This is a genomic window from Nocardia sp. NPDC058176 (assembly GCF_042883805.1).
Classification (GTDB): Bacteria; Actinomycetota; Actinomycetes; order Mycobacteriales; family Mycobacteriaceae; genus Nocardia.
Map to the genome: position 1 here is coordinate 500,889 of NZ_JBHVVA010000002.1, position 22,039 is coordinate 522,927.

General features: G+C 69.3%; 22 protein-coding genes. 4 read left to right on the forward strand and 18 right to left on the reverse strand.

What is annotated here, in order from left to right; all coding sequences use genetic code 11:
- Positions 1-45: 45 nt before the first annotated feature.
- From ACFVVM_RS14810 to ACFVVM_RS14830, 5 genes are all read right to left on the reverse strand, one after another.
- Entirely contained in the window at positions 46-1,617 is a 1,572-nt protein-coding gene (locus ACFVVM_RS14810; protein ID WP_387617670.1) for a uroporphyrinogen-III synthase, read from the reverse strand.
- The gene (gene hemC / locus ACFVVM_RS14815) at positions 1,614-2,687 is read right to left on the reverse strand and encodes a hydroxymethylbilane synthase (protein WP_387617672.1); all 1,074 of its coding nucleotides are present in this window, start codon (positions 2,685-2,687) and stop codon (positions 1,614-1,616) included. Before hemC ends, ACFVVM_RS14810 begins: the two co-directional genes overlap by 4 nt.
- Positions 2,684-4,078, reverse strand: a complete 1,395-nt coding sequence (locus ACFVVM_RS14820) for a glutamyl-tRNA reductase (protein WP_387617674.1) — start codon at positions 4,076-4,078, stop codon at positions 2,684-2,686. The genes hemC and ACFVVM_RS14820 overlap by 4 nt, the downstream gene beginning before the upstream one ends.
- Positions 4,075-4,938: a redox-sensing transcriptional repressor Rex gene (locus tag ACFVVM_RS14825; protein WP_387617676.1), complete on the reverse strand. Its 864-nt coding sequence runs from the start codon at positions 4,936-4,938 to the stop codon at positions 4,075-4,077. The genes ACFVVM_RS14820 and ACFVVM_RS14825 overlap by 4 nt, the downstream gene beginning before the upstream one ends.
- Positions 4,939-5,144: 206 nt before the next feature.
- Entirely contained in the window at positions 5,145-5,426 is a 282-nt protein-coding gene (locus ACFVVM_RS14830) for a glutaredoxin family protein (RefSeq protein WP_387617678.1), read from the reverse strand.
- 88 nt (positions 5,427-5,514) lie between these two features.
- On the opposite strand from ACFVVM_RS14830, the gene ACFVVM_RS14835 reads away from it, so the two are divergent.
- Entirely contained in the window at positions 5,515-6,540 is a 1,026-nt protein-coding gene (locus ACFVVM_RS14835) for an HAD family hydrolase (protein ID WP_387617683.1), read from the forward strand.
- Positions 6,541-6,603: 63 nt separating this feature from the next.
- On the opposite strand, the gene ACFVVM_RS14840 is transcribed toward ACFVVM_RS14835, so the two are convergent.
- From ACFVVM_RS14840 to ACFVVM_RS14880, 9 genes are all read right to left on the reverse strand, one after another.
- Positions 6,604-7,620, reverse strand: a complete 1,017-nt coding sequence (locus ACFVVM_RS14840; RefSeq protein WP_387617685.1) for a lysophospholipid acyltransferase family protein — start codon at positions 7,618-7,620, stop codon at positions 6,604-6,606.
- Positions 7,617-8,651 (reverse strand): NAD-dependent epimerase/dehydratase family protein, encoded by a 1,035-nt coding sequence (locus ACFVVM_RS14845; RefSeq protein ID WP_387617687.1) that lies wholly within the window; start codon positions 8,649-8,651, stop codon positions 7,617-7,619. Before ACFVVM_RS14845 ends, ACFVVM_RS14840 begins: the two co-directional genes overlap by 4 nt.
- 235 nt (positions 8,652-8,886) lie before the next feature.
- The gene (locus ACFVVM_RS14850; RefSeq protein WP_003402602.1) at positions 8,887-8,988 is read right to left on the reverse strand and encodes a 30S ribosomal protein bS22; all 102 of its coding nucleotides are present in this window, start codon (positions 8,986-8,988) and stop codon (positions 8,887-8,889) included.
- A 187-nt stretch (positions 8,989-9,175) separates the two neighbouring features.
- Positions 9,176-9,439 carry a helix-turn-helix domain-containing protein gene (locus ACFVVM_RS14855; protein WP_387617689.1) on the reverse strand — a complete coding sequence of 88 codons (264 nt, stop codon included), beginning with the start codon at positions 9,437-9,439 and terminating at the stop codon, positions 9,176-9,178.
- A gap of 162 nt (positions 9,440-9,601) precedes the next feature.
- Positions 9,602-10,420: a pyrroline-5-carboxylate reductase gene (proC, locus tag ACFVVM_RS14860; RefSeq protein ID WP_387617691.1), complete on the reverse strand. Its 819-nt coding sequence runs from the start codon at positions 10,418-10,420 to the stop codon at positions 9,602-9,604.
- 28 nt (positions 10,421-10,448) lie between these two features.
- Complete coding sequence (locus ACFVVM_RS14865; RefSeq protein WP_387617693.1) at positions 10,449-11,315, reverse strand: thioesterase family protein; 867 nt, start codon at positions 11,313-11,315, stop codon at positions 10,449-10,451.
- 85 nt (positions 11,316-11,400) lie between these two features.
- The gene (locus ACFVVM_RS14870) at positions 11,401-12,285 is read right to left on the reverse strand and encodes a sugar phosphate isomerase/epimerase family protein (protein ID WP_387617695.1); all 885 of its coding nucleotides are present in this window, start codon (positions 12,283-12,285) and stop codon (positions 11,401-11,403) included.
- 16 nt (positions 12,286-12,301) lie between these two features.
- Positions 12,302-14,353, reverse strand: a complete 2,052-nt coding sequence (locus tag ACFVVM_RS14875) for a hypothetical protein (protein ID WP_387617697.1) — start codon at positions 14,351-14,353, stop codon at positions 12,302-12,304.
- The gene (locus tag ACFVVM_RS14880; RefSeq protein WP_387617699.1) at positions 14,350-15,333 is read right to left on the reverse strand and encodes a hypothetical protein; all 984 of its coding nucleotides are present in this window, start codon (positions 15,331-15,333) and stop codon (positions 14,350-14,352) included. Before ACFVVM_RS14880 ends, ACFVVM_RS14875 begins: the two co-directional genes overlap by 4 nt.
- 65 nt (positions 15,334-15,398) lie before the next feature.
- On the opposite strand from ACFVVM_RS14880, the gene ACFVVM_RS14885 reads away from it, so the two are divergent.
- Both ACFVVM_RS14885 and ACFVVM_RS14890 read left to right on the forward strand, forming a co-directional pair.
- Positions 15,399-16,277 carry a hypothetical protein gene (locus tag ACFVVM_RS14885; protein WP_387617701.1) on the forward strand — a complete coding sequence of 293 codons (879 nt, stop codon included), beginning with the start codon at positions 15,399-15,401 and terminating at the stop codon, positions 16,275-16,277.
- A 70-nt stretch (positions 16,278-16,347) separates the two neighbouring features.
- A complete protein-coding gene (locus ACFVVM_RS14890) occupies positions 16,348-16,677 on the forward strand; it encodes a hypothetical protein (protein ID WP_387617703.1) in 330 nt (109 codons plus the stop codon).
- Between the two features lie 78 nt (positions 16,678-16,755).
- On the opposite strand, the gene ACFVVM_RS14895 is transcribed toward ACFVVM_RS14890, so the two are convergent.
- The 3 genes from ACFVVM_RS14895 to ACFVVM_RS14905 form a co-directional block, all read right to left on the reverse strand.
- A complete protein-coding gene (locus ACFVVM_RS14895) occupies positions 16,756-17,445 on the reverse strand; it encodes a response regulator transcription factor (RefSeq protein WP_019049472.1) in 690 nt (229 codons plus the stop codon).
- Entirely contained in the window at positions 17,442-18,680 is a 1,239-nt protein-coding gene (locus ACFVVM_RS14900) for a sensor histidine kinase (RefSeq protein ID WP_387617705.1), read from the reverse strand. The genes ACFVVM_RS14895 and ACFVVM_RS14900 overlap by 4 nt, the downstream gene beginning before the upstream one ends.
- A gap of 460 nt (positions 18,681-19,140) precedes the next feature.
- Positions 19,141-20,016, reverse strand: coding sequence for an SDR family NAD(P)-dependent oxidoreductase (locus ACFVVM_RS14905; RefSeq protein ID WP_387617707.1), 876 nt, complete (start codon positions 20,014-20,016; stop codon positions 19,141-19,143).
- A gap of 194 nt (positions 20,017-20,210) precedes the next feature.
- Between ACFVVM_RS14905 and ACFVVM_RS14910 the strand changes: the two genes are divergently transcribed.
- A complete protein-coding gene (locus ACFVVM_RS14910) occupies positions 20,211-21,215 on the forward strand; it encodes an NAD(P)-dependent alcohol dehydrogenase (RefSeq protein ID WP_387617709.1) in 1,005 nt (334 codons plus the stop codon).
- A gap of 83 nt (positions 21,216-21,298) precedes the next feature.
- Here the strand turns inward: ACFVVM_RS14910 and ACFVVM_RS14915 are convergent, their stop codons facing one another.
- The gene (locus ACFVVM_RS14915; RefSeq protein ID WP_387617711.1) at positions 21,299-22,036 is read right to left on the reverse strand and encodes a phosphoglyceromutase; all 738 of its coding nucleotides are present in this window, start codon (positions 22,034-22,036) and stop codon (positions 21,299-21,301) included.
- Positions 22,037-22,039: the final 3 nt, after the last annotated feature.

Sequence of the window (22,039 nt, forward strand, 5' to 3'; positions counted from 1 at the left end):
CGAAAGCCCGCCGTCGCGGGCGGGCTTTCGGGGTATCTCAGCGGCCTAGCGGCTGCTGCTGCGGCGGCTCTTCTTCCGCGGCGGCGGCAGCAGGCCCTCCGCGCGCAGGCGCGACGCGTGCTCGGCCAGCGCCTCGACCAGTGGACCGACCTGCGCGGTCTCGGGCTGCACGTCCACGCGCAGGCCGAACTCGATCGCGGTCTCCGCGGTCTTCGGACCGATGCAGGCCACGATGGTACGCGCATGCGGCTTGCCCGCGATCCCGACCAGGTTGCGGACCGTGGAGGACGAGGTGAACAGGACCGCGTCGAAGCCGCCGGTCTTGATCATCTCGCGGGTCTCCGCCGGCGGCGGGGACGCACGCACGGTGCGGTAGGCGGTGACGTCGTCGATCTCCCAGCCGCGCTCGCGCAGGCCCTCGGCGAGGGTCTCGGTGGCGATGTCGGCGCGCGGCAGCAGCACCCGGTTGACCGGGTCGAACACGTCGTCGTAGGGCGGGAAGTCGGCGAGCAGGCCCTCGGAGGACTGTTCGCCGCTGGGCACCAGTTCGGGATTGATGCCGAAGGAGCGCACCTTCTCCGCGGTGGCCTCGCCGACACAGGCGATCTTCACGCCCGAGAACGCGCGGGCGTCGAGGCCGAACTCGGCGAACTTCTCCCACACGGCACGCACCGCGTTGGTGGAGGTGAACACCACCCACTGGTAGCGGCCGTCGACCAGGCCCTTCACCGCCCGCTCCATCTGGGCGGGGCTGCGCGGCGGCTCGACCGCGATGGTCGGCACCTCCATCGGGATCGCGCCGTGGGTGACGAGCCGCTCGCTCATCTCCCCCGCCTGATCCTTGGTGCGCGGCACCAGCACGGTCCAGCCGTAGAGGGCACGCGATTCCCACCACGACATCTTCGACCGCTTGTCGACCTCTTTACCGACCGTCACGACCAGCGGGCCGACCAGCTCGGAGGCGGCGTTGTTCAGCGAGGCCAGGGTGGCCTCGATGGTGCGCTGCTGCCGGGTCGTGCCACGCACGGTCACCGCGACCGGGGTCTGCGGTGCCAGCCCGTGCTCGACCAGTGCGCTCGCCGTCTCGGCCAGGTGCCCGGAGGTGGCGTGCAGCACCAGCGGGCCGGGCGCGGCGGCCAGCGCCGACCAGTCGACCTCGCCGCGCACATCGGCCTCGGTGTGCCCGGAGCCGAGCGCGATGCCGGCGTAGCTGGGCACCGCGGAGCCGTTGGGCAGGCCGGGCAGCACCTCGAACACCATGTGCGAGCGGGTCACCGAGTTGACCTCGTTGATCACCGAATCGGTGGTCAACGGATCGCCGGTGACGATGCGGACCACGTCGTGGCCGTTGCGGGCCTCGGCGATCAGCGTCTTGGCGACCTCGGCGGGCTCGCCGAGCGCAGGCCGCACGTCGACCGGACGCTCGCCGTCCTCGCCCGGCTCGACGGCCACGCCGATCAGGGCGAGCACGCCCTTGTCGACATCGGGGTCGGTGAACGCCAGCGTCGCGCGCTCGAGCACCTCACGGGCACGCACGGTCAGCAGGGCCGGGTCGCCGGGGCCGGATCCGACGAAAAGGATCCGCCCTGGTTGCTTCTTGGTGGCTCGGCTGCTCATCGGTTGTTCTCCATCGGGCTGGTATTGGTGAAGTCTGTGGCGGGAGCGTTCACCGCCTGTGTGGGGGAACCGTCCTCCGATTCCGGCTCGTCCGCGGTGCTCAGCAAGGCGCGAGCACCCAGATCCAGCAATTCGCGCGCCAGCGTGCGTCCGAGCTCCGCCGCGTTCTCGGGCGCGCCGACGATCGAGGCGCGCAGAGTGTCGGAGCCGTCGATCGCCGCGGCACAGGCGCGCAGCGACAGCTCCTCGAAGATCCGGCCGTCCTCGTCGATCGACTCGACCACCTCGGCGATCGCGCCGATCGGGGCGGTGCAGCCGGCCTCGAGTTCGCCGAGCAGCGAACGCTCGGCCAGGACTGCGGCCCTGGTCGGCGCGTCGTCCAGGCCGGAGAGCACCTCGATCAGCTGCGGGTCGTCGCTGCGGCACTCCACCGCGAGGGCACCCTGCGAGGGGGCGGGCAGCATCTGCACCGGCTCGAGCGATTCGGTGATCTCGGCGGTGCGCCCGATCCGGGCCAGCCCGGCGCGCGCGATGACGATGGCGTCGAGTTCGCCCTCGCTCACCTTGCGCAGGCGGGAGTCGATGTTGCCGCGCAGCGGGACGATGTCGAGACCGAGGCCGAGGGCACGCAGCTGCGCGGCGCGGCGCGGCGCCGAGGTGCCGACCTTGGCGCCGGCGGGCAGTTCGCCGAGAACCAGACCGTCGCGGGCGACCAGCGCGTCGCGCGGGTCCTCGCGGGGCGGGATGGCGGCGATGGTGAAGCGCGGGTCCTGCGCGGTGGGGAGGTCCTTGTAGGAGTGCACCGCGATGTCGATGCCACCGAGGGCCAGCTCGTCGCGCAGCGCGGAGGTGAACACGCCGACGCCGATCGTCTGCACCGGAGCCGTCGGAGACAGGTCGCCGGGTGTCTTGATCACGACCAACTCGGCGGGCTGGCCTGCCGCGATCAGCGCATCACGGATGGTCCCCGCCTGTGTCAGCGCGAGCAAACTGCCGCGCGTGCCGATCCGCCAGGGCGCACGAATGCTGCCTGCGGTCACGGTGTCCTCTTCCTGCACTGTCGTGGTCATGAGTCCTGCCCATCGCCGAGGTGTCCTACGGTGAAGTCGTCGGCCAGTGCGGATTCGGCCGCTGCGACCTCCATGGGCGCGGCAACCGCTTGCACCGCACCGGGTTTCAGTTCGAACAGCTCACGCAGCGCCTCGGCGTAGCTGTCGCCGCCCGGCGTGGAAGCCAGCTGCTTGACCCGCACCGTCGGCGCGTGCAGCAGCTTGTCGACGACGCGGCGCACGGTGCGCGCCACCTCGTCGCGAGCCGGATCGGCCAGGTCGGGCAGCCGCGAGTCGAGGCGGAGCAGTTCGGCCTCCACCACATCGGCGGCACGCTGACGCAGCGCGGCCACCGTGGGGGTGACCTCCGCCATGCGTTGCCCGGCAAGATATTTGGCGAGTTCCTCCGCGACGATGAGTCGCGCGGCGGCGGTGTCGTCGGCCGCGGCGCCCGCGGCCGGATCGCGCTGCAGCGATTCGATGTCGATGACGGCGACGCCGGGCAGACCGGCCACGGCGTGCTCCACGTCGCGCGGCAGGCCGAGGTCGCAGAAGACCAGCGGCCGCTCGGCGAGTTCGGTGCGCGGGCGACCGGCGAGCGCGCGGTGGGTGTCGGCCAGGGTCACCACGGCGCCCACCGCGCCGGTACAGGTGATCACCACATCGGCGGTGGCCATGGCTTCGGTGAGCCGCGACATCTCGATCGCCTCGGCGTCGACACCGTGCATGACGCGACCGGTCTCGGCGAGGCGCCGCGCGCGGTCAAGGGTGCGGTTGACGACCATGATCCGGCCGATGCCCGCCCGCGCCAGGTGCGCGACGGCCAGGCCACCCATCGCGCCCGCACCGAGCACCACCGCGGTCAGACCCGCGAGATCACCGACGACGCCACGCGCCCGGTCCAGCGCCACCGACACCACCGACGCACCGGCCCGGTCGATGCCGGTCTCGGAGTGCACCCGCTTGCCGACCCGCAACCCGTGCTGGGCCAGCTCGTGCAGGGTGCGCCCGACCGCCTGCTGACCATCGGCGCTGGCATAGGCGCTGCGGATCTGGCTGAGCACCTGCTGCTCGCCGACGACCATCGAGTCGAGGCCGCTGGCGACCGCGAACAGGTGCTCGGCGGCGGCTTCGCTGTAGCGCACGTAGGCGTGCTTGGTCAGATCCGGCAGGGGCAGCCCGGAATGCTTGGTGAGCAGCTCGCCCACCTCGCCGAGACCACCGTGGAAGGCGTCGACGACGGCGTAGACCTCGACCCGGTTGCAGGTGGAGACGATCATCGCCTCGGACACATGACTGGATTCGAGCAGCCGGTCGACCAGCTTCGGCCGGTCGGCCTCACTGATCGCGACCTTCTCCAACACCGAGACCGGGGCGCTTCGATGCGAAATCCCGACCAACAAAACGCTCATGGCGTGATCACCGATCCCTTGGTGCTTGGCTCCGTTGCCGAGTGGGGGTTGGCCGAATGCGGCGCGGAGCGTCGCTGCGGCCTGCCGCGCGCCGGTTCGACCGGCGCGGGGTGCGTGAGGTGGTTCTGCGGCGGCACTCGGCGCGCGATCCGGCCCGACCCGGCGCCTGCGGCCTCCGGGAGGGCGGGCGCGTCGTTGCGGGCGGCATCGAAGGACAGCATCTGCAGTTCCATCGCCAGGTCGACGCGACGGACCTCCACGTGGGCGGGAGCGCGCAGTTCACACGGGGCGAAGCTCAGAATCGACGGCAACCCGGCGGCGACGAGGCGATCGCACACGTCCTGGGCGGCCTCGTCGGGGACGGCGACCACGGCGATGGTGGGCGCCAGCGCCGGAATCTGCTCGCTGAGCTGGCCGACATCGCGCACGACGAGACCGGCGTACGACTGACCGATCACCGCCGCGTCGTTGTCGAAGATCCCGACCACGGTGAAGCCGCGTACCCCGAAACCGCCATAGCCGACCAGGGCACGGCCGAGGTTGCCCGCACCGATCAGCACCACCCGATGTCCCTGCGACAAACCGAGCACGTCTTCGATCCTGGTGCGTAACTTGGCTACGTCATAGCCGACACCCCGCACACCGTTGGGTCCGAGGAAGGAAAGGTCCTTGCGCAGCTTGGCCGAATTGACACCCGCCGCGACAGCAAGTTCCTCACTCGATACGATGGCAACACCGGAGTCGGCCAACCCGTCGAGAACCCGGAGATAGGTAGCCAGACGAGTCACCGTGGCTTGCGGGATGTCCCGCGCGAGAGCCTTGCCGGAGGCGCCAGCTGGCGCCTCGTGCTGCTCTGTCACGTCGTCGGCTCCTCGTTCCGGGCCTGATCGCGGTCCGGTTCCTGTCGTTGGTTCACCGGTGTGGGTCGCTGCGTTGCGAGAGAGCGACCGGTGCCATGGGGGGCTGTACAAACCCGGTCACCGCCGCTGCTGAGGGCGGCGGTGCGGATTGCGTGCCACCACCGTAACCGCTTGTGCAGGCGTTCACAAAGTCGGTGAAATTGGCCTCATTTTCCGTCGCGACCAGCGAAACGGCTCAGGTCTGCTCGCAAACGTGGCTCGTCGACGTCGAAATAGCTGTGTTCGCGGCCGTTCAACAGGACCACCGGCAGCCGATCGCCGTACTCGGCGCGCAGGCTGGAATCGGTGGCCGCGGCGGCATCGACGTCCACCGTGGCGACCGGGAGACCGAAATCACCACAGATCGTCTGCAATTGCGCCAGTGCGGTGGTGCACATTCCGCAACCGGCGCGGGTCAGCAGGGTGACTGTGGGTGTGGGATTCGTCATGACCATTATTTAATCCTCGAGCCCGCCGCGGGTTGTCGGTGAATCCGGTTACTGTGGACATGGTTCGCGCGACTAGCGGAGGGTACTGGTGCCGGAACGTTCGAAGGTGACTAGGGCCGGATTCGTCGCAGGGCGATTCGGTGAGTTCCCTGCACGGTGGCAACCCAGCCGCCTCGGTCAGGAATTGCAGGAGCAGTTCGCACGGCTGCCTCGCAGCCCGTTCGGGCCGAGCGAGGAGGAGCTGCGCGCCAATCTGGCCGGTGAGGCCAGTGCCGACGCCGCGCTCACCCTCCACGATGCCGAGTTGGCCGAGCAGGGCGCCGACGCGGGCGCGGAGGTCCCGCGTGATCTCACCGCCGCGGCGTTCTTCGACGTCGACAACACGCTGGTGCAGGGTGCCTCGATCGTGCACTTCGCCCGCGGTCTGGCCGCGCGCAAGTACTTCAAGACCTCCGACCTGGTCGATGTCGCCTGGAAGCAGGTGAAGTTCCGGGTCACCGGCAAGGAGAACTCCTCCGACATGGCCTCGGGCCGGGAGAAGGCGCTCAGCTTCATCGCGGGCCGCCCCACCGCCGAACTGGCCGCGCTCGGCGAGGAGATCTACGACGAGATCATCGCCGACAAGATCTGGCCCGGCACCCGCGCGCTCGCCCAGATGCACCTGGACGCGGGCCAGCAGGTCTGGCTGGTGACCGCGACCCCGGTGGAGCTGGCCAATGTGATCGCCAAGCGGCTCGGGCTGACCGGCGCGCTGGGCACGGTCGCCGAGAGCGTCGACGGGAAGTTCACCGGCCGCCTGGTGGGCGACATCCTGCACGGTCTGGGCAAGGCGCACGCGGTCCGCACTCTCGCCATCCGCGAGGGTCTCAATCTCAAGCGCTGCACCGCCTACTCCGACAGCCACAACGACGTGCCGATGCTGTCACTGGTCGGCACCGCGGTCGCGATCAACCCCGATTCGGATCTGCGCGAGGTCGCCAAGAACCGAGGCTGGGAGATCCGCGACTTCCGCACCGGCCGCAAGGCCGCCAAGATCGGCGTCCCGACGGCGCTCGCCTTGGGCGCGGCCGGCGGTGCGGTCGCCGCCGCCGTCGCCCGCCACCGCGAGCACTGACGGCCACCTACCGCGGCTCCGAGCCCGCACGACCCGACGCGGCGGTCCGCGGGCCCCCAGCGCTCAGCCGAGTACGGGATTGCGGCGCTTGGCCAGGAGCTTGTAGAGGGTCTGCTGGATGGTTTCGCGGACCTGGTCGGTGACCTCGAACATCGTCATCGGGTCGTCGGCCTCTTCCGGCTCGAAGGCCGTGGTGACGATCGGCTCGCCGAACTCGATGTACCACTTCGAGGGCAGCGGGATGGCGCCGAGCGGGCCCAGGTGCGGGAACAGCGGGGTGACCGGGAAGTACGGCAGGCCGAGCAGGCGGGCCAGCGGCTTGATGTCGGCCAGCTTCGGGTAGATCTCCTCCGAGCCGACGATCGAGCACGGGATGATCGGCACGCCGGTGCGCACGGCCGCGGAGACGAACCCACCGCGACCGAAGCGCTGCAGCTTGTAGCGGTCGGCGTAGTTCTTGCCGACGCCCTTGAAACCCTCGGGGAACACCCCGGCGATCTGACCGGAGCGCAGCAGCCGCTCGGCGTCGGGATGGCAGGCCAGTGTGTGCCCGGCCTTGCGGGCCAGCGCGCCGAGCATCGGCAGCTCGAAGATGAGGTCGGCGGCCAGTAGTCGCAGCGCCCGCTGGGCCGGGTGGTTGTCGTGGATGGCCAGCTGCAGCATCAGCCCGTCGATCGGGATGGTGCCCGCGTGGTTGGCGACGATGAGCGCGCCACCGGTGGTGGGGATGTTCTCGATCCCGGCGACCTCGACGCGGAACCAGTAGTCCGACAGCGGGCGCAGCGCGGGCAGGATGACCGATTCGAGCAGATGCTTGTCGTAGCCGAACTCGTCGACCTGGTAGTCACCGGTCAGGCGGCGGCGCGCGAACTCCGCGGTGCGTTCGATCTGGTCGCCGACGGCGTCGCGCAGGATGTCGGTGAGCGTCTTGGGGGGTGCGGCCGGCATACCGGGCCGGTGGTCACTCAGCGAGGTGACCGGGGTGGGCTGCATCGGCTGATCCGGCCAGCGCCGGGCCGGTGGTCGTTGTCGGGTCTCGACGTTCACGTCGAGACGAATGACTTTCGCTCCCTCGTTCATGTACGCGCTCCTGAATTGGCCCCGATGAGGCCGAGCAGTTTGTTTTCCGCGGCGTCGATCCAAGCCGGATCGAAGACGGGCCGCAACGCTGCGCCCGCGATGAAGTCGTCGAATGCCTGGACCGTGGTCCAGCGCGGGGTGAAGCCGAGTTCGGTGCGCATGCGGGTGGTGTCGAGCCCGCAGCCGAAGTAGAAGTAGTCGGGTTGTTCGCCACTGAAACCGCGCATGACCGGGCCCATCAGCGTGCGCCCGACCGACCGGAAGACGAACAGCGGCACGGGCGCGGCGATGCGCCCGGCCCGCCGGATGGCCTGCGACATGGCCAGCGCGCCGTCACCGGCGACATTGACCGTGCCACCGCCGGCACGAAGAGCCGCGTGCACGAGCACCGCGACCGCGTCCTCCTCGTGCAGCAATTGCAGCCGGGCCTCGCGCCCGAGCACCGTGGGGGTGATCGGCGACCGCAGATATTGCACACCGCGATCGGCCATTCGCGGACCGACGATCGGCGCGAAACGCAGAATCGACGCCGAAATATCGGGCCTGCGCCGCGCCATTCCGCGCACCAGCGCCTCGATATCGATCATGTCGCGCGCGAACCAACCGGCCGGTGGGGTGCGCGCACCCATTTCCTCGGTGAATTTCGCCGGATCCTTGGCGCTGCAGCCGTAGACCGCCGAGGAGGACCGCACGACCACGCGCCGCACCGACGGCGCCTTCTGACAGACCGCGAGCAATTGCATCGCGCCGAGGACGTTGAGGTCCTTCATCACCGCGCGCCCGCCGCCCGCCGGTGGCCGGGTGAGCACGGCCGCGTGCACCACGGTGTCGACGTCGTTGCCCTCGACGACCTTGCGGATCAGCGGATTCCTGATGTCGGCCCGCACGAACTCGGCGCTGCCCATCCGCCGCCGCAGCTCGCGGCTCGGGGTCATGGTGTCGACCGCGATGACGCGTTCGACGCCGGGCTCGGCGGCGAGCCGAGCCGCGACATTACCGCCGAAGAACCGGCTGGCACCGGTGACCAGCACTACCTTCGGCGAGTGTCGTTCTCGCGTGTCCGAACTTGAACCTGACCCCACTCAAAGCCCCCTGCTTCTCATGTTTCGCGTACCAGAGTAGCCGCATTCACGCCACCCGCCGCCACGATCAACAAGCTTTTAACGATGACGACCCGTCATCGCATGGTGAGATTCACAAACCTGATCTTTTCAAAACGAGAGCCCGCCACCTCGAAGGTGGCGGGCTCTCGTAGGGCACGCAGGCTTACTTGCCGAGTTTGCGCCGCTGAACACGTGTGCGGCGAAGCAGCTTGCGGTGCTTCTTCTTCGACATACGCTTGCGGCGCTTCTTGATCACAGAACCCATAGGGTTTCCTCGCGTTCTCTCTACTCGGCATCCACACGCGGTTCGCGTGCGTCGTCTGGTGTCCGCGCCGCCGGGGCGCACCGGACACCACAAAGCGGTGCCACCGGCAGGCGGACACGAACCGAGAGTTCATGCTACCGGGACACCGGAGCAGCGACGAAACCGCCCTTGTGGCGGCCCGGCCGGCTCATCCGGCGTCGAAGTACGACGTCTCCAGGTAGTCGTGCACCGCCTTCGCGTGCACCCGGAACGAGCGGCCGACTCGCACCGCGGGCAGTTCACCCGAGTGCACGAGCCGATACACCGTCATCTTCGACACCCGCATGAGATCGGCGACTTCGGCGACGGTGAGAAAATGTGTGCCACCGCCGATCACGGGTTGTCCCTGCGTGGCCCGCGGTCCGGGTGATCCCGAACCACCGCCCGACGCCGATGGATTACTTGCAGACATTCTGTTCGCAGACATCATGGCACCATTGACCTCCGGCACGTCCGCGCCACCGGCTTCCCCACCGGCGGAACAGACACGCACGTGCTTCTACGAGCTTAGCGGGACCAGTGGGATTACTGCGACGGGTGTGAGAAATCGGTTTTCATCCCGGGTACCCGATCGTCATTCGTTCGACGCGCCATGTTCGGCGGAACGATGCTTGGCGGCCTGCAACGCCTCGATGAACGTCGAGCGCAGCGCGCCGCGCTCGAGCTCACGCAGGGCCGCCGCCGTCGTCCCACCGGGCGAGGTGACCGCGGCCCGCAGATCGACCGCGCTCTGCCCGGATTCGTCCAGCAGCGCGGCCGAACCGATCATGGTCTGCACGACCAGTTCGCTGGCCACATCGCGCGTCAGCCCCAGGCCGACACCGGCATCGATCATCGCCTCGACGACGAGGAAGAAATACGCCGGTCCCGAACCCGACACCGCGGTGACCGCGTCCATCTGCGATTCGGCCACCGTCACCACCTTACCCACGGCTTCGAGCATCTCGCCGACCTGCTCGAGCTGCTCGGCATCGGCGTAGCGACCGGGCGCGATCGCGCTCATCCCCTGTCCGACCAGCATCGGGGTGTTGGGCATGACCCGTACCACGGCGAATCCGGCGGGCAGTTTGGACTCGAGCCAGGCGGTGGTGACGCCGGCCGCCAGCGAGACCAGCACCTGGTCGCTGCCGCTGTCCAGATCGGCCTTGGACAGATCGGTGAGCACCGCGTCGACCACGCCGGGCTTGACCGCGAGGACGACGACGTCGGCGCCGACAACCGCCTCGGCGACCGATCCGCTCACCCGCACCTTGAAGCGCTCGGCGAGCTGGGCGGCCCGCGGCGCCGACGGCTCGACGACGACCAGATCCTTCGTCGCCCGGCCGGATTCCAGCAATCCGGCGACCAGCGCCTCACCGATCCGACCGCCACCGACCACCGCAATTCTCGTCATGGGGACAAGATTAGTGGTGCCGGGAAGCTCAGCGTGCCGCCGGGATCAGCGCCAGCTGGCGGCTCTGCGCGACGACGGCACCGGTGGAGTCGATGACCAGCTGATCCTCGTCGAACATGCGCTCGCCGACCTCACGGGCGGTCGCGATGACGCGCAGCCAGCCGGGGGCGGGCACGCGGCGCAGGTACGTGGTCATCTGCACGGTCGGCGACCAGCCGAAGTGGCCGAGGTTGATCGGCACCGGCGGGCTCATGTCGGCGGCCATCATGGCGAAGGCGGCGCGCACGCGCGGATCGGCCTCGTCGCCGTCGAGCGGGCGGATCCACAGGCGCGCCCGGGGCGGGCCGGTCTCGCCGCGGGCGAAGTCGGCCCAGTTCGCGTCGAGGTAGACCCGAGCCACCTGGCCGACATGCACGATCTTGCCCATCGGGGTGTCCGGGGTGTACTCGAGCGCGGTGGCGTCGGGTTCGGCGGGCATGTCGGTCTCGGTGTCGCTCCAGCGGGTGGCCGTGGCGTCGAGGTGACCGAAGGTGAAGGCGGTGCGCACGAGGGTGCGTCCGCCCTGGATCAGCTCGGCGTCGGCCAGGCAGATCTGGCGGCCCTTCTTGCGGATGTGCACCGCGTATTCGACCTCGCCGGGCTCGGGGGCGCCGAGGAAGTCGGAGCTGGCCGCGATGGGCGCCATCTGGGCGAGCGACTCGTCGGCCTCGGTGAGCCAGCGGGTGGCCGCGGCGGCGCTGGCGGCGACCATGGTGCCGCCGTGCACCTTGGGGCCGATGGTCCAGGCGGCGTCGATGACGCCGACGTAGCGGCCGGTCTCGGCATCGGTGGTGGTGAGCTCGGTCAGGTCGCAGACCTGACTGAACGGCGCGTGGGTCGCGAGTTCTCGCGTCATCGTCACTCCTGGTCGAGTTTCCCGGCAGTTCGTACAGCGTACAAGCACCCTGCCGCACCGACTATTCCGCGCCCGGGGATCGCGGTCAGGTCAGATCGGCGTGCGAGGGCTCGGGATCGGGGGTGGCGCCGGTCAGATGCAGCCGGGCGAAGTCGAGCGTGCGGGCCAGCTGGGCGGCTCGCTCGGTGGTGGTGCGCGCGGTCTGGGTGTTGATCTCGGCCACCGCGTGCCCGGTGAAACCGGTGTGCACCAGGTGCTCGCACAGCTGCGCGCAGGGCTGAGTGCCCTCGCCGGGGACCAGGTGCTCGTCGTGGGCGGCGCCGCGGCCGTCGGCCAGGTGCAGGTGCACCAGTCCCTCCCCCATCCGCCGGGCCAGCTCGAGCGCGTCGGTGCCCGCGGTCGCGGTGTGGGAGAGGTCGAGGGTGTAGTGGTCGAAGCCGATGTCGGTCGGGTCGTAGGAGGGACTGAACGCGCTCACCGCCGGACCCGGTCCGGAACGGCGCTCCAGCCTGCGCACCGCGCCCTCGCGGAACAGCGTGTCGGCGCGCATCGGGAACATGTTCTCCACCGCGACCTTCACCGGATGATGCGCCTCGAGCTCGCCGACCTGCTCGGCGAAACCCTTGGCGTAGCGGCGTTGCCAGCGGAACGGCGGATGCACCACCACGGTGTCGGCGCCCAGCGCCTCGGCGGTGCGCACGCTGCGTTCCAGCTTGGCCACCGGATCGGCGCCCCAAACCCGTTGGGAGATCAGCAGACACGGCGCGTGCACGGCCAGCACCGGCACCCCGTAGCGCTTGGCATAGGACTGCACCGTCGCGATGTCCTGGCTGGCCGGTTCAGCCCACACCATCAATTCCACACCGTCATAACCCAATTCGGCCGCGTAGCGAAACGCCGCCTGGGTGTTCTCCGGATACACCGACGCCGTCGACAGACCGATCCCGATGTCAGCCCGAACGTTCCCCACAGCCCACTCCCTGCATTCAGCTGGTACTGAGGAGAAAGGCTAGCGGTCCCAGCGTCACGAAGACGCCCACGACGACGGCGATCACAGTGCTGAAGATGTCGTCGGTGCGGCGCAGCACCCGGACCAGCGCGACCAGGCCGAGGATCACGACCATCGCCAGGGCCAGCGCCACCCAGTGCATCGTCTCCCACAGGGTCTCGAAACCCTTGAACAGCAACATTCCGGCGACCGCGGCACCCGCGCTCTGCCCGGCCAGGATCAGCCACTGGCGGCGGTTGTCGGATTCGGCGGAGCCGCCGCCTGTCAAGCGGGACACACGACCGAGCGACCGGCTGCCCGACTCCCGGCGAGGAGACTCGTCGGTGTCGCCGCCGCGCTTGAGCCGTGAGAGCGCCATGCCGCCCGCCATGCCGCGGGCGGCCCGCGACTTGGCTCGGCGGGCCACCTTGGACGCGGCGGCCTTGGTCGCGGCGCGCCTGCTCGCCCGGGTCGGCTTCGGCTCGGTCTCGTAGTCGTCGTCGTAATCGTCGTATTCGGTGTCGTCGTACTCGCCGTCGGCGTAGTCCGCGTCGGAGTAGTCGTTGTCGGCGTAATCGCGATCGACGTAGTCGGACTCGGCGTAGTCGTCGGTGTCGGGGTCGCCGCCGCGCTTGTCGCCTACGCGGTAGACCTCGGTGCGGGCGTCGGCGCCCTGGTCGGCCTGTCGCCGGAGCAGATCACCGGCCACCGACTGCCCGGCCACCAGCGGCTGTTCCTGGCTGACCGGCGACCACGCGGCCGTCGCGAAACCACCGCTCTCCGGAGCAGGCGCCTTCGACTCGGGGCGATGCCTGCGCGCCGACCACGAGGGCAGCCCGCCGGACTTGCCCGACGATCGCCTGCGCTCCAGCGAGGGGCGCTGATCGTCCGGCGCCGGGGCATCGGCGCCCGGGGCGCGGTTGAAAGCCTGAGTGGCGTCAGAGGCAGGTGCGGGGAACCCGTTGAAACCCGGGGCCCGGTCGGCACCGGGATAGCCGTTGAAGCCGGCGGCGGGCTCGCCGCCCGGAAAACCGTTGAGTCCCCCGCCGGGCTCGAAGCCGTTGAGTCCCGAAGACTCGGTGCCAGGGAACCCGTTGAAACCCGAAGCAGGCTCGGCACCGGGAAACCCGTTGAAGCCCGCGGCGGGCTCGGCCCCGGGAAAGCCGTTGAACCCCGTCGCGCGATCGGCGGCCGGACCACCATTGCGACCTGGCGCTCCATTGCGTCCCTGGCCCGGATCGACGCCACGGCCGTTGAAGCTCGACAGCGGGTCGGCGGTCCCCGTCCCGTTGAACGCCTGCGGCGCATCCGCGGGCCCGAACGCGTCGTACCCGTTCGGCCCGTATCCCGGCGCCGGTGACCACGGTTCGGCCGCGTCCTCGGCCGCCTCGGCGGCTCGCCGACGCGCGGCCCGGCCACCGGTGGCGGGCGGCGGTTCGGGGAACGGGGTCTGCTCTTCCTCGGGATCGGGCTTACGACGACGCCCACCACCCGAACCGGGCACGGCCGGGATCGCACCGGAACCGAACAGCTCGGCGATGCCGGGATCGACCGGCTGCGCCCCGGTACCGGGTGCCCCGAGCCGGTCCGGACCGCGACCATTGGCGCGCGTGCCGGAATCGCGCGCCTCGGCCCGGTACGGACCGAACGGATCGGACGACGCGGGCGCGAGCGGATCGGGCGCGGAGAATCGCGAGTTCGGATCGAAGCGGGTGATCGGGCCAGAGACCGGGGAGAACACCGGCTCGGCCGGGCCCGGCGGCGGATACGGCGCGGGCTGATAGCTCGCGGGCGGTTCGTAGCTCGCCGGTTCCGGCGCGTAGGTCGGCGCGGGTTCGGGCGCCGCCGCCGGTTCCGGCGTGGGCGCCGCGTGCGAGCTCGGGCCCGAGCGGACGGTCGCGTTCTCGCCGGTCAGATCGGTGACCGAGAGGCCACGTCCGCTGCGTCGACGGCGACCGCCGCCACCGCCGCTCGGCGGGGCCGCGCCCTGGGCGGCATTGCGCGCCAGCAGCTCGGCTACCGATAGTTGTTTCGAATCCTCACCGCTCACGCCGACTCCGCTCTCGCCACCGGCGCTACCGGCGGCACGATGACCGGACCTCCGTTGGGCTCGGTGTCGAGTTTGCGCAAGATGAGTCCTTCCCGCAGCGCCCATGGGCAGATCTCGATGCTGTCGAGCGACAACGCCCGCATACTCGCCTCCGCGACCAGTGCCCCGGCCACCAATTGCTGGGACCGGTCCGAACTCACGCCTTCCAGTTCCGCGCGATCCGAGGCGGTCATCCGGGAGATGAACGCGATCAGCTGACGCAGACCGGAGCTGGTCAGTGTACGTCGCACCCGGGGACCGGCGGCCGAGGGTGCCGCACCGGTCAGCCTGGCCAGCGAGCGGAAGGTCTTCGAGGTGCCGACGGCGAGATCGGGTTTGCCCGCTTCGATCATGGTCTTGGTCGGCACGACCAGTTCGGCGTCGAGCCAGTCGCGCAGGACCGCGATCTTGCGCTTGCCCGGCGGATCGTCGCGCAGCCATTCCCTGGTGAGCCTGCCCGCGCCCAGCTGCAGCGACAGCGCCACATCGGGCTCCTCGTCGCCGCCGTTGGACATCTCCAGCGAGCCGCCGCCGATGTCGAGGTTGATGATGCGCCCGGCGCTCCAGCCGAACCAGCGGCGCACCGCGAGGAAGGTCAGCCGGGCCTCGTCGTCACCGGAGAGCACCTGCAGGTCGACCCCGGTGGTGGCGCGCACGCGCGCGAGCACTTCCTCGGAATTGGTCGCCTCACGCAGGGCGGAGGTGGCGAACGGCATCAGTTCCACACACTTGGACGTGCGCGCGAGATCGGCGAATTCGTCGATCGTGGCGATCAGCCTGGCCTCGCCCGCCTCGGTGATCCGGCCGTCGCCGTCCATGTTCTCCGACAGCCGTAAGGCCGACTTCGACGAACTCATCGGCATCGGGTGTCCACCACGATGCGCGTCCACCACGAGCAGGTGAACGGTATTGCTTCCGACATCGAGAACACCAAGCCGCACAGGAATACGGTACTTGGTGATCCGGTACTACAGGCCAGGCGACTGAACTGTTAGCGTCAGCAGTTGTGACCGAAGGCGCATCTGGCACCGCGGAGACCGGGCTCCGACCTGGGCGAAAGATCGATCCGAGCCCCGAGGTCGAGCTCGACTTCCCGCGCGAATGGATCGAGTTCACCGACCCAGCAAACGACGAGCACCAGATCGTGGCCGACATGACCTGGCTGCTGTCGCGCTGGTCGTGTGTGTTCGGTACACCCGCCTGTCAGGGCATCATCGCCGAGCGTCCCGACGACGGCTGCTGCTCGCACGGCGCTTTCCTGTCCGACAAGGACGACCGCAAGCGCCTGGCGAGTGCTGTGAAGATGCTCACACCGCTGGACTGGCAGCTGATGGGCGAGGCCACCGACAAGGGCAAAGTGGTCAAGAAGGGTTACCTCGAACTCGACGAGCTCGAGGACGAACCGGCCCTGCGCACCCGCCGCTTCGACGGCGCCTGCATCTTCCTCAACCGCCCCGGCTTCGCCGCTGGCCCCGGCTGCGCGCTGCACATCATGGCCGTGCGCAAGGGCATCGAACCGCTGGAGGTGAAGCCGGACGTGTGCTGGCAGCTGCCGATCCGGCGCACCCAGGACTGGGTGGAACGCCCTGACGGGGAACAGATCCTGCGCACCGTCGTCACCGAATACGACCGGCGCGGCTGGGGTCCGGGCGGACTCGATCTGGACTGGTACTGCACCGGCTCCCCCGACGCGCACGTCGGCACGCGACCGGTCTGGCAGTCCTACGGACCGGAACTGCGCGAACTGCTCGGCGCGCCCGCCTACGAGGAACTGTCGCGGCTGTGCCGCCGCCGCGAGGGCCTCGGACTGATCGCGGTGCATCCGGCCACCGTGGAGGCCGAACGGATCGGCGCGCAGGATCGCATTTCGGATCAGTCCGCGTGAATTCCTCGCGATAAATCGGTTCATCTGCAGGCCATGCGGGCGTCATCGGGATCGGGTTGGATTGCGGACCATGTCCAAGAAAGCGCTCTCGGTGGCGACCCTCGTGCTCGGCGCCACCCTCACCATGACCGGCCTGGCCAACGCCGAACCCAACGGCGATCCGGCGAAGTACGCCGATTTCACCGCCAGCTTCGTCGACTACACCGATCCGGCGGCCCTCGACGCGGCCGCGAACGGCAAGTACATCATCGTCAGCACGAAGGGCACCACGACCACCATCGCCTGCCGTGGCAACGGCGCGGACGTGGAGATCTACGACTGCATGCAGGAAGACGAGTTCGGCTGGTTCCCGCTGCGCAAGATCGACACCCCGATCGGCGCGGCGTGGAGCGCCATCTGAGTCGGCTCGAGTTCGCGCGGGGGCGTTGACGACAGAACCCGGCATCACCGCGAAGTGGTGCCGGGTTCTCGGTCGATATCAGGCTTCGAGTTTGTAGCCCAGGCCGCGGACGGTGACCAGGTGCTCCGGTTTCGCCGGGTCGGCCTCGATCTTCGAACGCAGACGCTTGACGTGCACGTCGAGGGTCTTGGTGTCGCCCACGTAGTCGGCGCCCCAGACTCGGTCGATCAGCTGGCCGCGGGTCAGCACCCGGCCGGAGTTGCGCAGCAGGTATTCGAGCAGGTCGAACTCCTTGAGCGGGAGGGTGACCTGGCCGCCGTTGACGTGCACCGTGTGCCGGTCGACGTCCATCCGCACCGGCCCCGCCTCGAGCACGCCGTTCTCACTGCCGGAGTCGAGCTCGTCGCCCGCGCCGCGGCGCAGGACCGCGCGGATGCGGGCGATCAGCTCGCGCGCCGAGTAGGGCTTGGTGACGTAGTCGTCGGCGCCCAGTTCCAGCCCGACGACCTTGTCGATCTCGCTGTCGCGCGCGGTCACCATGATCACCGGCACGCCGCTGCGGGTGCGCAGCTGCTTGCAGACGTCGGTGCCGCTCATGCCGGGCAGCATGAGGTCGAGCAGGACGATGTCGGCGCCGGAGCGGTCGAACTCGGCCAGTGCCGATGGTCCGTCGCCGACGACGGTGACGTCGAAGCCTTCCTTGCGCAACAGGAACGCCAGCGGATCAGCCAGCGACTCCTCGTCTTCGACGATCAACACACTCGTCATCTGCGTGCCTCCACACCGTTCGTTCGGCCAGCAGGGGTGCGCTGGACGATGGTTTCTCTCGTGGCGAGCTCCGGCGCCTGCTCCGCGTCCTCGTCCCCATCGGTTTCCAGATGGGCCGGGATGCGCAGCGTGAACGTCGAGCCGGTGCCCAGCTTGCTCCACAGGGTGATCTCACCATTGTGGTTGGCCGCCACGTGCTTGACGATGGCCAGACCGAGTCCGGTACCGCCGGTCGACCGCGAGCGGGCCTTGTCGGAGCGGAAGAACCGCTCGAACACCCGCTCCTGGTCTTCCTTGGCGATCCCGATACCGCGGTCGGTGACCGCCATCGCGACGTGATCGCCACGCAGCGACCGGCTCACCGACACGTGTGAGCCCTGCGGCGAGTACGCGATGGCGTTCTCCACCAGGTTCGACAGCGCGGTGACCAGCAGGGTCTCGTCGCCGAGCACTTCCAGCCCGCTGGGCCGGTCGGTGCTGACGGTGATGCCCGCGGCCTCGGCGGCGGTGCGCGAGCGGTCGACGGCCTGCTGCACCACGGTGTCGACGTCGACCACAGCCAGATCCGGCAGCTTCTCGGCGCCCTGCAGGCGCGAGAGCGCGATCAGCTCGGTGACCATCTTGCCGAGACGGCGCGATTCGGCGAGCACGCGGGAACCGAAGTGGCGCACGGCCTCGGGATCGTCGGCCGATTCCAGCATGGCCTCGGCCAGCAGGCTCATCGCGCCGACGGGCGTCTTGAGTTCGTGGCTGACGTTGGCGACGAAATCGCGCCGGGTGGCTTCCATGCGGGCCTGTTCGGAGTCGTCGTCGGCGAACAGCACGACGAAACTCGTCTCCTCGCGGGAGAGCCTGCGGGCGACGCCGCGCACGGCGATCCGGCCGCGACCAGGCAGCGGATTCTTCGCCGACAGGTCGTATTCGGCGGATTCGCCGGTGGCGATCACCTTCTCCACCGCGGCCCAGGCGCGTTCGTCGAGCAGCCGGTTGCGGACCAGGCCGAGTTCCTCGGCGCGCGGGTTCACCAGGACCACGTCGCGGTATTCGTCGACCACGGCGATGCCGCTCTCGGAGGCGAGCACGATCAGATCGAGCACCTGCGACATGGTCAGCCCGGTGTCCTCCTGGGTGCGGGCCGCGTGTCTGGCGTTGACGAACGGGATCAGCAGGCCCCCGACTGCCAGCCCGACGACAGCCGCGAGGACTGCCAACAGCACGGCCTGCGGAACACTCACGCTTTGATCGTACGAGTGCGAACCCGGCCACCGGCGCCGGGTCGACGAAGTTTCGCGCAGGTCACAGGCACTTGGCATGGCGTTCTCTTGCCGTTCACCCGGCAGGCACTTGGCGCATCGCCGGGCGTGTCAATCCGGCGTTTCGCCACCTACTCCGCACCACACCCATGCACCGACCGCATGACCGGATGCCCCCGATACAACACTCGTTTCGCGACATTCACCCGCGAGCCACGGGGCAGTTTCCCGCCAAGGCTGCCTGCACAGAAGGGTCACCCGCGCTCCACCGCGCAGAACTCGCAAGCACGCGCACCACCCGACCTCACCGATCACCCCACCCCGGTTCGCTGTGATGTTGCGGACCTTCTCGAACTTCTCGTCTTCGACTGCGAGGGACCCGCGGAAGCCGTTCACCGGGACCGCACGGGGACCTGATGGCTCGAACTGGCGCGGTCCGACATCACTCGATGACGGCGTCGCTGAACGTCGGCGGATTGCCGAGGAACGGGCGGTGTGACGGAGGCTGTTGGCCTTCGGTGTCGCGGACGCCGAGTTCGGCGGCGAGTTCGGCGCCGATGAGGATCTGGCCGGTGCGGTGCATCCGTTGGGGGTCGCGGGCGAGGGCGTCGATCACGCGGCCGGTGAATTCGGGGGATTCGGCGGTTGCGGCCAAGCCTTCGTAGGCGCCGGGATTCTCGGCGAAGGCGGCCAGGGTGCGTTCGGTTTTGAGCAGGCCCATCCAGATCGAGACGACCGCGACGTCGAAGGGGCGGAAGTCGACGGCCATGTCGTGGGCCATCTTGTCGACCGCGGCCTTGCCCGCGCCGTAGGCGGGGCCGTGCATGTAGCAGGTGCCGCCGAACGACGACGTGTTCACCACCAGCCCGGTGCCGTTCGCGGCGAGCAGCGGTGCGGCGTAGTAGCTGGAGATGTAGGTCGATCGCAGGCCGACGTCGAACAGGTCGAGCAGCGAGAGCGGCTTCTCCCAGAACGGGCCGCGCAGGACGAGCGCGTCCGGTACGGCGAGCGCGTTGTTGACCAGGATGTCGAGGCGTCCGTTCTCCTCGCGTACCTGTTCGAACAGTGCCCGCACCTGCGCGTCGTCGCTGTGGTCGACCACCACGGGAACACCGACACCGCCTCGGCGGGTGATCTCCTCGGCCGTCGCGAACACGGTGCCCGGCAGCGGCGAATCCCCCTCTGCCCGAGTACGTCCCGTGACATACACCTTCGCCCCGGTCTCACCCAGCGCCAGCGCGATGCCCTTACCCGCACCCCGGCTGGCCCCGGTGACCACGACCACCCGATCAGAACTCAAACCCACTGTGGACTCCATCCGCCGTCGGTCGACCACCCATCCGGCGCGGCCCACCTCGCACCGAGTGAACAACACCCGAATGACCCCGCACCCGCACTTTCCCGCTGGACGGGAGCGTGCCACGACAAAACGTCTCGTCGCCGCCGGAATCCCGCGGTGACGTGGGCGATCGGACGGTGACCTGAATTCGGGGAATTCCCTGATGTGTGGGCGTGGTCACGACGCCTAGCGTTGTCGGGGTGAAGGCGATCGTGCAGCGGGTCTATGGGTCATCGGCGATGTTGGCGGTGTCCGATGTCGAGCGCCCGGAAGCGGGGGCCGGGGAAGTGCTGGTCCGGGTACATGCGGCGTCGGTGAACGCGCGGGATTGGCATGTGATGCGGGGCGATCCGAAGATCGCGCGGTGGATGGATCGGTCGGTGTTCCGTCGCAAGGGGCCGGCGAACCTGGTGCAGGGCGGGGACTTCGCGGGCACGGTCGAGGCGGTGGGCGACGAGGTCACCGATGTCGCGGTGGGCGAGGAGGTGTTCGGGGAGGCGATCAGCGGCGCGTTCGCGGAGTACCTCGCGGTGCCGCGCGCGCTCCTCGACCGAAAGCCGGAGAATCTGAGTTTCGCGGAAGCGGCGGCCGTGCCACTGGCCGCCAACACCGCACTGACCTGCCTGCGTCATGTCAACGCCGGGGAGCGGGTGCTGATCATCGGTGCCTCCGGCGGGGTCGGCACGTTCGCGGTCCAGATCGCCCGGGCCAGAGGTGCCGAGGTCACCGCGGTGTGCAGTACCCGCAATGTCGAGGCGGCCCGCACGCTCGGCGCAGGGCACGTGTTCGACTACACCCGCGAGACCGTGACGGGCCGCTACGACACCGTTGTCGACCTGGCGGGCGCACGGAGCCTGCGCGAGCTCCTCAGCCTGACCGAACCCACCGGCACCCTGGTCCTGTCCGGTGGCGGCAACTTCGACGGCGGCAGCCTTTTCGGACCGATCGGTTTGTTCGCGCGCGGCCAGCTGGCCCGGCCGTTCGTGAAACCGTCGATCCGTGTTCCGCTGGCCGAGCAGAGTGCAGCGTCCCTGAAAGAGCTCCGCGAACTCATCGAGTCAGGCGACGTCCGCCCGGCCATCGACCGGACCTTTCCACTGGCCGAGACCCCCGCGGCCATCGACTACATGGAGTCCGAACATGCCAGGGCGAAGATCGTGATCACCGTCGCCACTTAGCCGAACATGGCCGTATCTGCCCACGTGCACAACGCGAAACGGCCCCGCACCGGCTGAGGTGCGGGGCCGTTCGAGCGCAACGACTACTTGCCGCCCTGATTGGCGACGGCGGCGGCACCGGCCGCGGCGGCCTCGGGGTCGAGGTATTCGGCCGGCTTGACCGGGCGCAGGTTCTCGTCGAGTTCGTAGCGCAGCGGGATGCCGGTGGGGATGTTCAGGCCGGAGATGTCCTCGTCGGAGATGCCGTCGAGGTGCTTGACCAGCGCGCGCAGGGAGTTGCCGTGCGCGGCGACCAGGACGGTCTTGCCGGTGAGCAGTTCCTTGGAGATGGTGTTCTCCCAGTACGGGATCATCCGGGCGACGACGTCCTTCAGGCACTCGGTCTTGGGGACCTCGATGCCCGCGTAGCGCGGGTCGCCTTCCTGGCTGTACTCGTTGTCGTCGGCGATCGGCGGCGGCGGGGTGTCGTAGCTGCGCCGCCACAGCATGAACTGGTCCTGGCCGTACTGCTCGCGGACCTGCTCCTTGTTCTTGCCCTGCAGATCGCCGTAGTGGCGCTCGTTGAGGCGCCAGTCGCGGATGACCGGGATCCAGTGCCGGTCGGCGGCGTCGAGCGCGTTGTTGGCGGTGCTGATCGCCCGGCGCAGCAGCGAGGTGTAGACGAGATCGGGCAGGATGTCGTGCTCTTTGAGCAGCTCGCCCGCGCGCTTGCCCTCGGCGATGCCCTTGTCGGTCAGGTGGACGTCCACCCAGCCGGTGAACAGATTGAGGGCATTCCATTCGCTCTCGCCGTGGCGCAGCAGCACGAGGGTGTAGGTCATGGC